At 70.8% G+C, this 12,988-nt stretch carries 9 protein-coding genes; 4 read left to right on the top strand and 5 right to left on the bottom strand.

Features of this window, described 5'->3' with window-relative positions; all coding sequences use genetic code 11:
- Nucleotides 1–55 precede the first annotated feature (55 nt).
- Nucleotides 56–1,450 (top strand): FAD-dependent oxidoreductase, encoded by a 1,395-nt coding sequence (locus tag ABZ808_RS01695; protein WP_356999433.1) that lies wholly within the window; start codon nucleotides 56–58, stop codon nucleotides 1,448–1,450.
- A 200-nt stretch (nucleotides 1,451–1,650) separates the two neighbouring features.
- Here the strand turns inward: ABZ808_RS01695 and ABZ808_RS01700 are convergent, their stop codons facing one another.
- The gene (locus ABZ808_RS01700; RefSeq protein ID WP_356999436.1) at nucleotides 1,651–3,276 is read right to left on the bottom strand and encodes an MFS transporter; all 1,626 of its coding nucleotides are present in this window, start codon (nucleotides 3,274–3,276) and stop codon (nucleotides 1,651–1,653) included.
- Nucleotides 3,277–3,547: 271 nt separating this feature from the next.
- On the opposite strand from ABZ808_RS01700, the gene ABZ808_RS01705 reads away from it, so the two are divergent.
- Nucleotides 3,548–5,122 (top strand): 4-hydroxyphenylacetate 3-hydroxylase N-terminal domain-containing protein, encoded by a 1,575-nt coding sequence (locus ABZ808_RS01705; protein WP_356999438.1) that lies wholly within the window; start codon nucleotides 3,548–3,550, stop codon nucleotides 5,120–5,122.
- Nucleotides 5,123–5,126: 4 nt separating this feature from the next.
- Here ABZ808_RS01705 and ABZ808_RS01710 read toward each other — a convergent pair whose 3' ends face one another.
- The 3 genes from ABZ808_RS01710 to ABZ808_RS01720 form a co-directional block, all read right to left on the bottom strand.
- Nucleotides 5,127–6,440 carry a DUF4872 domain-containing protein gene (locus tag ABZ808_RS01710; RefSeq protein WP_356999441.1) on the bottom strand — a complete coding sequence of 438 codons (1,314 nt, stop codon included), beginning with the start codon at nucleotides 6,438–6,440 and terminating at the stop codon, nucleotides 5,127–5,129.
- 229 nt (nucleotides 6,441–6,669) lie between these two features.
- Complete coding sequence (locus ABZ808_RS01715; RefSeq protein WP_356999443.1) at nucleotides 6,670–8,025, bottom strand: FAD-binding monooxygenase; 1,356 nt, start codon at nucleotides 8,023–8,025, stop codon at nucleotides 6,670–6,672.
- A gap of 309 nt (nucleotides 8,026–8,334) precedes the next feature.
- The gene (locus tag ABZ808_RS01720; protein ID WP_356999446.1) at nucleotides 8,335–9,150 is read right to left on the bottom strand and encodes a hypothetical protein; all 816 of its coding nucleotides are present in this window, start codon (nucleotides 9,148–9,150) and stop codon (nucleotides 8,335–8,337) included.
- A gap of 394 nt (nucleotides 9,151–9,544) precedes the next feature.
- On the opposite strand from ABZ808_RS01720, the gene ABZ808_RS01725 reads away from it, so the two are divergent.
- Nucleotides 9,545–10,930 (top strand): aspartate aminotransferase family protein, encoded by a 1,386-nt coding sequence (locus ABZ808_RS01725; protein WP_356999449.1) that lies wholly within the window; start codon nucleotides 9,545–9,547, stop codon nucleotides 10,928–10,930.
- Between the two features lie 101 nt (nucleotides 10,931–11,031).
- Entirely contained in the window at nucleotides 11,032–11,586 is a 555-nt protein-coding gene (locus ABZ808_RS01730) for a TIGR03086 family metal-binding protein (protein WP_356999451.1), read from the top strand.
- Between the two features lie 168 nt (nucleotides 11,587–11,754).
- Here the strand turns inward: ABZ808_RS01730 and ABZ808_RS01735 are convergent, their stop codons facing one another.
- The gene (locus tag ABZ808_RS01735) at nucleotides 11,755–12,975 is read right to left on the bottom strand and encodes a cytochrome P450 (RefSeq protein WP_356999452.1); all 1,221 of its coding nucleotides are present in this window, start codon (nucleotides 12,973–12,975) and stop codon (nucleotides 11,755–11,757) included.
- Nucleotides 12,976–12,988 lie beyond the last annotated feature (13 nt).

Here is a 12,988-nt window from a genome sequence, read left to right on the forward strand (position 1 = left end):
GGGCCACGTCGTCGCCGACCGAGGAAACGGTCGTCGTCGTCAGGAGGTTGCCGCAGTGAGTGAGATCGGTAGACGCGCCGTCGTGCTGGGCGGCAGCATGGCCGGCGTCCTCGCCGCCCGGGTGTTGGCCGAGTCCTACGGCGAGGTCCTGGTCGTCGACCGGGACACGCTGTTGGGCGTACGTGGGCCCCGGCGCGGCGCACCGCACACGGTGCACGCGCACGGCCTGCACGCGCGCGGTCACCTCAACATGGAGGAACTCTTCCCCGGCATCACCGACGAGTTGACCGCGGAGGGTGTGCCGACCGGGGACCTCGGCGAGATGCGCTGGTTCTTCAACGCCCGCAAGATCCGCCCCGCCCACACCGGCCTGGTCTCGGTGACCGCGCCCCGACCGGTGCTGGAACACCACGTCCGCAGCCGGGTGGCGGCCCTGCCCAACGTCCGGTTCCTGGAACAGCACGATGTCCTCGGCCTGGTCACCACCGACGATCGGGAGCGCGTCGTCGGTGTCCGGGTCCGCTCCCGCGCCGTGGACGCCTCGCCCCAGGAGTGGGAGGCGGACCTGGTGGTCGACGCCACCGGGCGCGGCTCGCGTACCCCGGCGTGGCTGGCGGAGCTCGGTTACCGGCGGCCGGACGAGGACCGGGTCAAGGTCGGGCTGGCCTACACAACGCGGCACTACCGGCTGCGTCCGGAGATGTTCGAGGGCGTGCAGTCGATCAACCCGGTCGCCTCGCCCGCGCACCCTCGTGGCGCTTTCTTCGGGCAGGTCGGCCGCGACGTCTGCATCCTCTCGCTGACCGGGGTGCTGGGCGACCATCCGCCGACCGACCACGAGGGGTTCCTCGCCTTCGCCCGCTCGCTACCGGTGCCGGACGTCTATGACGGGGTACGGGACGCCGAGGCGCTCGACGACCCGGTGTCGTTCACCTTCCCGGCGAGTGTCCGGCGTCGCTACGAGCGGCTGACCCGGATGCCCGACCGGCTCCTCGTCATGGGTGACGCGGTGTGCAGCTTCAACCCGGTCTACGGGCAGGGGATGAGCGTCGCGTCCATCGAGGCGCTGACGTTGCGGGAGCATCTGCGGCGGGGCCGACCGCCACGGACGGGAGAGTTCATGGCCGACATGTCCCGGGTGATCGACACCCCGTGGGACATCTCCGCCGGTGGTGACCTGGACTTCCCGGGCGTCCAGGGGCGGCGCACCCTGCAGGTGCGGGTCGTCAACTCCTACATGGCGCGGCTGCAGTACGCGGCCACCAGGGACGCCCGGGTGACCGAGGGCTTCATGCGGGTGGCCGGGCTGATGGACCCGCCCCAGGCGCTGATGCGGCCCTCGATGGTGCTGCGGGTGCTGCGGCACGCGCCACTGCGACCGGCCGCGCCGCCCGGCAACCCGTCGCCCGCCACGCCCACGGCCGGTACGGCGGTACCGCCGGCCGGCTGACCGCATCGCCGGACACCGCCCCGGGTCGCGCGTCGGCCCGGGGCGCCCGCGTGTCCCGCCGACGGCGGTGGTCGGACAGTCCGCGTTGGGACGGGCGCTGCCGAACGGGCGGCGGGCGTGTGCCCGGGAGCCACACCGGCCGCCCCGGCCCCCGCGAGGGGTGACCGGAGCGGCCGCGGTGTGACGGCGACGTGTGCGGCTCAGTGCACCGGCTGCGCCGGGACGGCCGCGTCCGAGGTCGGCTCCGTCTCCTTCGGGGGCATGCCGGGCATCGGCATGTCACCGAGCGACGGCACGTGCCGCAGCCCGAAGAACGCCACCAGGGCCAGGGCGACGAAGAGGAAGACGCAGACCAGCGCGACGGTGTTCAGGCCGGTGGTGAAGGCCTCCCGGGCCGAGTCGAGCAGCGCGCCGGCGGGCGAGCCACCGACCTGCTCGGCCACCACGTTGGCACCCGCGATGCTCTCCTTGGCGGTGGCCGCCGCCTCGGCCGGCAGATCGCCCGGGACGCTTACCTGACCCCGGTAGGTCGCGGTGCCGATGAGGCCGAGGATGGCCACACCCAGGGCGACGCCCAGCTCGCCGACGGCCGAGGAGAGCGAACCGGCGGCGCCGGCCTTCTCCGGTGGCGTGGACGACATCACGAGGAACGGGGTCATCGGGCCGATGGAGGCGCCACCGACGTAGACGATCCCGAGACCGACCAGCAGGGTGGTCAAACCGGCGGTGCTGCCCACCTGGGTCAGCACCACCATGCCGACCGCCGCGATCAGGGAGCCGCCGGCGAGCACGTAGGCGGGTCGGACCTTGCGGGCGATCGCCGGCGCCAGGTTGCCCACGACGATCATCACGACGGACGGGATCAGCAGCAGCGTGCCGACTCGCACCGGGGTGAGGCCCTCGACCATCTGCATGTAGAGGCTGCCCATCAGACCGGCGCCGCCCATGACGAAGGCGATCATCAGGGCCATCGTCAGGGCCGTCGAGAGCGCGCGGATCTTGAACAGGCTCAGGTCGAGCAGCGGGTGGGTCAGGTGGGCCTGCCGACGCAGGAAGACGACCAGGAAGACCAGCCCCGCCACCAGGGCGATCAGCGGCACCGGCGCCCAGCCCTCACGCGCCAGCTCCTTGAGGCCGTAGACGAACGGCAGGATGGCCAGCAGCGACAGCGCCACGCTGAACAGGTCCAGACGGCCCGCGCTCGGGTCCTTCGACTCGGGGATCAGCGCCGGGCCGGCGAGCAGCAGCAGGCCCATGATCGGGACGGCGAGCAGGAACACCGAGCCCCACCAGAAGGCGCCCAGCATCAGACCCCCGACCACCGGGCCGAGCACCACACCGGCCATCAGGGACGTGCCCCAGAGGCCCATCGCGGCGCCCATCTGCTTCGGGTCCTTGAACATGGTCCGCAGCAGGGCGAGGATCGACGGGATCAGCGTCGCGCCGGCCACGCCGAGCAGCGCACGGGCGATGATCAGGACGATCGTCGAGGTCGCGAACGCGGCCAGCAGCGACGCCGCGAGGAACGCCGCGCCGCCGAACAGCAGGACCTTCTTACGCCCGACCCGGTCGCCCAGCGTGCCCATGGTGACCAGGAAACCGGCGATCAGGAAGGCGTAGATGTCCGAGATCCACAGCTGCTCGGTGCTGCTCGCCCCCAGGTCCGCGGTGACGTGTGGCAACGCCAGGAACATGACGTTGAGGTCCACCGTCGTCAACATGGTGGGCAGGCACATCACGGCCAGAGCGAACCACTCCCGCCGGGTGGCCCGAGGAGCCACGGCCGGGGTGGCGGCTGCGCCCCCCTGCCCGTCGACTGTTGTCATGCTCTTGGTCCTCTCGATTACGGCCGCGCTGTCCTGCGGCTCACTGTTGAGACGGCAGCGCCCCGAAAAAGTCATCGCTCTATGGAGTGCCCGTGTCACGGGCGTCCGGCTGGAGGTGACCACGGCCCGCCGTCTTCCCGGTTGCGCTCTGCCGCGTACCGCCTTGTCCCAACCTCCGGCGCTGACCATGCTGAATGCGGGCCAGGCCGGCGCGACGGCTGCCCGGTCCGATCGGACCCGATGGCCTGCCCGGCCCGGCGAAAGGCGACCCATGACCGAGTTGGCAGACCGACCGACGGCCGAGGTCCGCCGGACCCGCCCGATGACCGGCGACGAGTACGTCGAGTCGCTGCGTGACGGCCGGGAGATCTACCTCTACGGCGACCGGGTACGGGACGTCACCCGGCACCCCGCCTTCCACAATCCGGTACGGATGACCGCCCGGCTCTACGACGCCCTGCACGACCCGCGGTCCCGTCCGGTGCTGACCGCGCCGACCGACACCGGCAGCGAGGGCTGGACGCACCGGTTCTTCACCACGCCGCACAGCGCGGAGGACCTCGTGGCCGACCAGAAGGCCATCGCCGCGTGGGCCCGCCTGAGCTACGGCTGGATGGGGCGCAGCCCGGACTACAAGGCCTCGTTCCTCGGCACGCTCGGCGCCAACGCCGACTTCTACGAGCCGTTCGCCGACAACGCCCGCCGCTGGTACCGGGAGACGCAGGAGAAGGTTCTCTACTGGAACCACGCCATCGTGCACCCGCCGGTGGACCGTTCCCGGCCGCCGGACGAGGTCGCCGACGTCTTCATCCACGTGGAACGGGAGACCGACGCCGGGGTGATCGTCAGCGGCGCGAAGGTGGTCGCCACCGCGTCGGCGTTGACCCACCACAACTTCCTGGCCCACTACGGCCTGCCGGTCCGCAAGCGGGAGTTCGCCCTGGTCGCGACCGTGCCGATGGACGCCCCCGGGATGAAACTGATCTGCCGACCGTCCTACTCGGCCAGCGCCGCGGTCATGGGCAGCCCGTTCGACTATCCGCTCTCGTCCCGGCTGGACGAGAACGACACGATCCTGGTGCTGGACAAGGTCCTGATCCCCTGGGAGAACGTGTTCATCTACGGCGACCTCGGCAAGGTGCAGATGTTCGCCGGCAAGTCCGGCTTCACCGAGCGCTTCACCTTCCACGGCTGCACGCGCCTCGCCGTCAAGCTCGAGTTCATCGCCGGCCTGCTGGCCAAGGCCCTGGACACGACGGGGACGTCCGACTTCCGGGGCGTGCAGAGCCGACTGGGCGAGGTGCTGGCCTGGCGCAACCTGTTCTGGGGGCTCTCCGACGCGGCCGCCCGCAACCCGGTGCCGTGGCACAACGGCGCGGTCCTGCCCAACCCGGCGTACGGAATGGCGTACCGCTGGTTCATGCAGGTCGGCTACGCCCGGGTACGGGAGATCATCCTGCAGGACGTGGCCAGCGGCCTCATCTACGTCAACTCCAGCGCCGAGGACTTCGCCAACCCCGACCTGCGCCCCTATCTCGACAAGTACGTCCGTGGCTCGGGCGGCGTCGAGGCGGTCGAGCGCGTCAAGATCATGAAGCTGCTCTGGGACGCGGTCGGCTCCGAGTTCGGTGGCCGGCACGAGCTGTACGAGCGCAACTACGCCGGCAACCACGAGAACACCCGGGTCGAGCTGCTCAACGCCCAGATCCTCGGTGGCGAGCTGGACAGCTACAAGGCGTTCGTCGACCAGTGCCTGGGGGAGTACGACCTCAACGGGTGGCTGGTCGACGACCTCGACTCCTTCGAGGACCTGCGCGGGCTGCGCGACGTGCTGCGCGACAGGTGAGGGCTCACTTCAGCACGTGGCGCAGCGCACCGACGGCCTCGCGTTCGGTGTCGTAGACCGCCTGGATCTGCTCGGACAGCCGGGCCAGGTCGGGCTCGGCGGGGAGCTTGCGGTCGTACTCGCCGATCAGGTCCCACAGGGTGTCGGCGGCCTCGGCGCGTTCGGCGACGGCGGAGTCGCCGGCCGCGACACCGGCGGAGATGGTGGCGACCAGCTCCCGGAGCCGGGCGTATTCGGGGACGTCCCAGGGCAGCGCCGTCTCGGCCACCTCGTGCCACAGCTGCGCGGAGTCGCGGAACAGCTGCGCCGCGTCGGCCGCCGCGTCGGCGGAGTCGCCGAGCAGGGGCGCCGCCTCGTCCAGGAAGTCGGCGTAGAGGTCGCGCAGGTTGCCGCCGGTGAGCCCGGCCGGTTCGACGTGCTCCCAGACCGACAGCAGCGTGGTGACCATCCCCGCCTTGCCGTACAGCTTGGGCCAGCCCTTGGCGTTGCGGGGATCGGTGACCAGGCGGCTCCACTTGCTCCACGCGGGCAACGCGACGGTGGCGGCCTTGGCGTCCAGGTGCGCGACGCAGTCGGCGATGCCGGCGCGTACCGCGTCGGCCAGCGGGAGGGTCTCCGGCACCGAGTCCACGACGATCATGCGGTTCTTGGTGGAGCTGACCCGGGCCCGCGCGTCGGCGAGGGTGTCCGCGTCGACGGTGAGCGGGGCGAGGTTGCGGTCGTCGAGCCGGATGCCGTCGTCGGTGACCGCGTACGCCACCACGGGGCTGCGCCGGGCGCCGGAGAAGACCGGACGGCCGCGGCCGGCCAGCGCGGGCTCCGGGGGCAGGTGCCAGTAGCCGACGAGCTGCCGGTCCGGCGCGATCATGACCGGGGTGCCGTCGGCGAGCTGCTCGTGCAGCGCGGCGGACGCGGCCTTGCTGCTGCCGGTCGTCTTCACCTGGTAGCCCACGCCGAGCCGGTCCATGGTGCGCTCGGCCCAGTCGTGGAAGGTCCACCGGTACCGGAATCCCAGGAACAGGTTCGGCGTCTGCCCCTTGATCTCCCAGAGCATGTAGCCGGCCCCGAGGCCACCCCCGACGCCGAGCAGCATCGCCTCGGTCAGCTCCGCGCCGCTGGTGTCGCCCAGGTGGGTCAGCAGGTTGGTCACGTTGGAGGTCTCGGCGTGCAGCCCACCGCGTAACGCCCAGCCGGCGTCGGTCACCGGCCGCGGCGCTGTCCGGGCTCCGGACAGCTCGGCACGCGCGGTCGGGTAGCTCTCGCCGGTGCGGGCCATCCGGGTCCGGATGCGGGCTTCGCTGGGCTTGCGGGTGGTCATGGTCCCCCCTCGGGCGAGCTGTCGCTGGTGGCCGACGGGGCGGCCGGGTACGGCGCGGGACGCCCCGGTCGACGCCTCGTCGGAGGATACGTGCTCGCGGCGACCGTCGGGGTTGGTTCGACACGCGAGCCGCGATGACGACGGAAGGACCTCGCCCCCGGTGGGGACGAGGTCCATCGTGCCGTCGCCGGTCGGCCGGAGGGCGACCAGGTGCCGGGTGACCGGCGGGTCAGATCCGTCCGCCGAACAGCGGCATCTCGGCACGCGAGTGACGCATCACCCGCCACACCACGGCCGGGCGCAGCAGGGCCTCCAGCGGGTCGACCAGACCGGCGGAGCGCATGAACGCCTCGGTGAGGCTGGCGTCCTTGGTGGCCGCCATGTGCAGTCGCTTCATGTAGGCGAGCAGCATCAGCACCTTGCGGGTGCGCTTGCCCTCGACAGCGGGGAAGCTGAGGTTGATCGACTCGGTCATCTCCCAGGCCGGGTCGATGATCCGCCCGACCGTTCGCATGAAGTCCTTGGCCTGTGGGGCCTGGCCCGAGCGCAGCAGGTCCCGCAGCGCCAGCGCCTGCAGCGCGGCCAGGGTCTGCGCCTGGGCGAACACCGGGTTCGGGGTGCAGACCGCGTCGCCGAGCACCAACAGGCCGTCGGGGAAGCGGGACATCAGCTCGTAGCGCCGCCGCAGCGTGGTGGGGAACTTGAACAGCACCGGGTCGTCGAGCGGCTCGGCGTCCGAGATGCCCTCGTAGATCTCCGGGGCGGACAGCGACTTGACGAACTGGTTGAAGCCCTCCGGGTCGGTGGGCGGGTGGTCGCCCATGATGCCGTACGTGGTCAGCTCGACCCTGCCGCCGTCGGACTTGGTGAAGATGGCGCCCCGGGGGTTGTCCGCCGACGCCACCGAGATGATCGAGTGGCTGGTGCCGAACGGGTCGTGCCGCAGCTTGTAGTGCCGGGTGACGTAGCCGAGCCCGATCTTTGTGCCCTCCTCGGGCACGCGCTGGTAGCCCTGTGCCTCCAGCCAGACCGGGGTGCGCGATCCCCGGCCGGTGGCGTCGACGACGAGGTCGGCGGTGAGGATCTCCTCGCTGTTGCCCTCGCCCTGGCGCTGCACCCGCGCCCCGATGACCCGGGACTTGTCCGAGCTGAACACCAGGCCGGTGATGTCGGTGCGCTCCATGAAGGTCACGTTCTTCAGCGCGGCGACGCGCCGCCGCACGTGTCCCTCCATGATCGGCCGTCGGGCCGCGACGCAGGTCAGGCCGGCCCGGGTCTGGGCCAGTGGCCTGCCGTTCATGTACCACTTGACAGTGCCGGCCAGGTCGGTCAGCGGGCATCCGGCGGTGACCATCTGGGCGGTGATCTCGGGGAACAGGTCTTCCATGGCCCGGGAGCCGCGGGCGATGAGGCCGTTGATGTGCCGGCCCTGCGGTGCGCCTCGGCGCGCGTCCCAGACGTCGACCATGTCGTCGCGATCGACAATGACGACCTCTCGATAGCCTTCGCTGAGCGCGCTGGCGGCGAACAGCGCCGTGATGCTCCCGCCGAGCACCACCACGCGATTTCCAATTTCGGAACCCACGGCTAACCTCTCCTGCCTGTCGAGCGAAACCGGGGAAACTGTCAGCGGTTGGGGAAATCGTGATTGGTGCTTCGCACACTCCGCCAATGCCGCTTCATAGCCGCCGACAAATGATGTCGGACCAGCTGGCGAAAAATGTTCTGCCGACTGGTCTTCTTCTAATCGGCCACAACGTAATGGTGGCATTAGGCGGCGGGGGAGGGCATCTTCTGTGTTGCCCCGGTCTTTCGTTCATGGCGGAGGAATCCTCGCGCCGCAAACGCGACCGTGCCCACGCCCGGAACGGGCGTGGGCACGGAAGTGCGTAGCTCAGACGATGCCGCGCGCGGTGGCCAACCGGTGGAAGTTCGCCGCCATCTTGTTCGCCGTTTCGATGTCGGTGACGATGCCGTAGTAGAGCACGTTGCCCATCACCACCATCACGATGTGCTTGAAGCGGTCGATCCCACCGTTGGGCTCGACGCCGCCGTAGTACGTCTCAAGGATCTTGGTGCCCGCCGCGTCCTTCTGCGGCGGGAACGTGATCCGCTGGACCAGGCCCTTGGCCTCGGCGCCGGCCAGCGATGGCGTCTCGAAGTTGACGTTGCTGAGCTTGCCCGGGACCTTGCCGTCCAGCGTGATGTCGCCGTTGTTGCAGGCGGTCGCCGCCTTGTGCATTGCGTCCAGCTTCGGCCCCTCCGGCAACTCGACCACGAAGTGCGCGAAGAAGTTGTCGTGGCCCAGGTTGTGGTCCTTGCCCACCGGGCTGGCGGTGTTGAACTGCATGAACCCGTTCAGGCCGGCGATGGTGGCCGGCGCCGCGGTCTGTAGCGGGGTGCCGGCCGCGTCGCCGATGGTCACGTAGTTGACGCAGGAGTCCGGAGTGAAGGCCATCCCCTTCGGGGGCGCCAGCAGTGACTTCTCCGCCACCTGCTTGAAGTCGAAGGTCAGCACCTCGTCCTTGCTGGCGTCCTCGTGCGGGTTGGTCAGCAGGTCCTTGAGGTCGGCGGGCGCCTTCGGCGTCGCCGGGGCCGGCGTCTCGGCCTTGGCGTCGTTGCCGGCCGAGTTGCCGTCCCCACACCCGGCCACCAACACCAGCATCACCGCGGCCACCGCCGCGGAAATCTTTCCGCCCCGTACGGGCATGTTCTCTCCCATCCTGGTAAATGCGGCGTCAATTTAGTGCCGCTGGTTCCTGAGCGAAATGGATGGCCGACCGCTGTTTCTGCGGGCCACCACCGATATACACCTCGAACGCGTACGGTAAGCAGCGGTCCGGCTTGTCGGCATCTTCCAGAGTGCTTATTTCGCGACCCGGCACCACGACGTGACCCATGTGGGGCGTTGCGCACGGCCGAAGATGTTCCGGCCGCCCGTGGCTGCCATTGTTTCGGGGAGTCCACCGGTAGGGCGCAGGTACGCCCGGCCGTCCACGCGCCGACCGACCGGTGCGGTGGTGGACACAGTGGACCGCCGCCACGTCGGCCGTCCCCACCACGTACCGCGAAGCCCGCATCGACTGCAACGAGGGAGTAGTCACGTGACGATTTCTACGACCAGAGCCGGGCGCGCCGTGTCCGGTGCCGACCTGGGGGAGCTGGACAAGCGCTACGTCCTGCACTCGCACCAGCGTGACCAGCGACCGTTCCGCCGGATGATCGTGCGGGGCGTCGGCTCCACCGTGTGGGACGCTGAGGGCCGGGAGCTCCTCGACATGCTTGGTGGCGGCATCTGGGTCGCCCAGGTCGGCCACGGTCGCCGGGAGCTGGCCGAGGCGGCCGCCGCGCAGATCACCGAGCTGGCCCACTTCACCAGCTTCTTCGAGTTCGGCAACGACAAGTCCGCGCTGCTCGCCCAGCGGCTGGCCGACCTGGCCCCGGGCGACATCAACCGGGTCTTCTACACCTCCGGCGGCTCCGAGGGCGTGGACACCGCCATCAAGCTGGCGCGGCTGTACCACCACCGTCGCGGGCAGACCGAGCGCAACTGGATCATCGCCCGGCACTTCGGCTACCACGGCGCCACCCTCGGCGGCGGCACCGCGACCGGCATCCCGGACATGCAGATCGGCGTCGGTCCGAATCTGCCGCACGTGGAGAAGGTCACCCCGCCGTACCCGTACCACAGCGAGATGTACGGCGGCGAGGACCCGACCGCCTTCCTGCTGCGGGAGCTGGAGGCGACGATCGAGCGGCTGGGGCCGGAGAACGTCGCCGCGATGATCGGCGAGCCGATCCTCGGCGGTGGCGGCGTCATCGCCCCGCCCGCCGACTACTGGCCGCGCGTGCGCGAGCTGCTCAGCGGGTACGGCATCCTGTTGATCGCCGACGAGGTGATCACGGCGTTCGGGCGTACCGGCACCTGGTTCGATTCCGCCGATCGCGGCATGGACGCGGACATCATCGTCACCGCCAAGGGCCTCACCAGCGGCTACCTGCCGCTGGGCGCGGTGCTGATGCGCGACGGGGTGGCCGACGTCATGGCGGCCGGGGAGGCCAGCTTCTTCCACGGCCACACCTACTCCGGTCACCCCACGGCCTGCGCGGTGGCGCTGGCCAACCTGGACCTGCTGGAGAACGAGGGGCTGCTGAAGCGGTCGTTGGAGATCGGTGACTGGATGCGGGCGGGGCTGGCCCCGGCCGCGGCCCTGCCCGCCGTCGGCGAGGTGCGCGTCGAGGGCGCGACAGTCGGCATCGAGCTGGTCAGCAACCCCGAGACGCGGGAGCCGGTCGCGCCGGACCTCGCGCTGGCCGTCGCCGACGAGCTGTACGAGAACCACCGCGTCATCACCCGCAACTACGGCCCGACGCTGGTGCTGTCCCCGCCGCTGGTCCTCGACGACCAGCAGGCCAAGCGGGCGTCCGCCGCGATCGTGGACGTGCTGTCCCGGTTGGACGTCAAGGCCGGCACGGTCAACCCCAGCTGACCTGCCCCGATCCCCGGTGCCCGGCAGTGGCTGTCCCCGCCGCTGTCGGGCACCGGCGTGTGCGGGGCCGTCCCGTCGCCGGCACGTCCTATAGTGCCGCGATGGACGAGGTCGTGGATCGGTACCTGCGCCGCTCGGACGCGTTCGCCCGGACCGCCGCGACGGTGCCGGGCACCGGTTGGGACGGCCCGACACCCTGCGGCGACTGGACGGTGGGCGATCTGGTGACCCACGTGGCCGAGATGAACACCATCCACCTCGGACGCGCCGGGGCGCCGCCGCCGGCCGTGCCGCGCGTGACGGAGGATCCGCTCGGCGGGTGGGGCGCCATCCAGCAGCAGGTCCGCGCCGCGCTCACCGACCCCGAGGTCGCCGGCGCGCGGATCGGCGGACGGTTGGGCGACTGGACGTACGCCGAGGTCGTCGACCGGGCGATCGGCATGGAGCTGGTGGTGCACCACTGGGACCTGGCTCGCGCCCTCGGATGGCGGGCGCGCATCGACCCGGCCGACATCGCCCATCTCTGGCACACCATCGAGCTGGTCGGTGAGGACGAGGTCCGGTTCGGCTTCGGCCCAGCGGTGCCACCTCCGGCCGCCGCCGACGAGCAGGCCCGGCTCCTGGCCCACCTGGGCCGGCACGACGACGGCCGCTGACCCGGGTCACCGGCCGGCCGTGGACGCCGCCACGCGCCCACTCAGGGCTGCGAGGTACGACCCCGCCCGCCACCACCGCGATCTTGCACTTTCGGCCCCTGATTCGTCCCGTTTCGGGGCTTTGGTCCAGGCAGAAAGTGCAAGATCGCGGTGGTGTTGAGGGGGCGCTCAGGGTCGGGGCGTGAAGGTCACCGGCAGCCGCTCCAGGCGGTGCAGCACGAAGCTGGCCTTCCACGTCAGGTCGTCCGCCGGCACGGCGAGCGCGAGGCCCTCCAGCCGCCGCAGCACCGTCTCGAACGCCACCTCGCCCTCCAGCTTGGCCAGCGGCGCCCCGAGACAGAAGTGGATGCCGTGGCTGAAGCTGAGGATCTGCCCCTTGTTCTCCCGACGCACGTCGAGCCGGCCCGGGTCGGCGAAGACCGACGGGTCGTGGTTGGCCACCGCCGCGGCGATGACCACGTGCTCGCCGGGGTGGATCTCGAAGCCGCCGATCTCAAGCCGCTCCCGGGCGAAGTGGTACGTCACGCAGGAGACCGGGCTGTCATAGCGCAGCAGCTCGTCGACGGCGTTCGGCATCAGCGCCGGCGTGGCCCGCAGCAGCTCGGCCGCCTCGGGGTGCCGCAGCAGCGCGAGCAGTCCGTTGGCCACCAGGTTGACAGTCGTCTCGAAGCCCGCGCTGAGCAGCAGCAGCGCGTTGGAGCGCAGTTCCAGGTCGCTGAGCCGGTCACCCTGCTCCTGCGCGGCGATCATGGCCGAGATCAGGTCGTCGCGGGGATCCGCGCGACGCAGCTCGACCAGATCGCTGAGGTACCGGTCGAACCAGGTGCCCGCCGCGATGATCGAGTCGAAGCTGGCCGAGGCGTTGATGCCGGTCAGGGTCTCCGCATGGTGTTCGAACTCGGCGCGGTCGTCGTACGGCACGCCGAGCATCTCGCTGATCACCGCGATCGGCAGCGGCAGCGCGAGGTCCCGGACGAGGTCTGCCTCCCCACGCGCGACCACCTCGTCGATCAGCCGGTCGGTGATCTCCTGGATCCGTGGCTTCATCTGCTCCACCCGGCGCCGGGTGAACGCCTTGGACACCAGCCGCCGCAGCCGGGCGTGGTCCGGCGGGTCCGCGAAGAGCATGTGCCGGGAGAGCGGATAGTCGTCACTGGCCAGCGGGTGGTACTTGTGCAGCTCCGGATCGGCGGCCTCGATGCTGCGCACCAGCCTGGGGTCGGACAACGCCTCCCGAGCCTCGCGGTTTCCGGTGACCAGGACGGAGGGCATCCCGTCCGGCAGGGTCACCCGGTGCACGGGACGCCGCTCGCCCAACTCGGTGAGCAGCGCCAACGGGTTGGCGAACACCTCTGCGCTCAGCGCGACTGCGCCGTCTGGGTTGTGCATCGGACTCCTCGGG

The sequence above is a fragment of the Micromonospora sp. NPDC047527 genome (assembly GCF_040643015.1).
In the GTDB taxonomy this organism is placed as follows: domain Bacteria; phylum Actinomycetota; class Actinomycetes; order Mycobacteriales; family Micromonosporaceae; genus Micromonospora.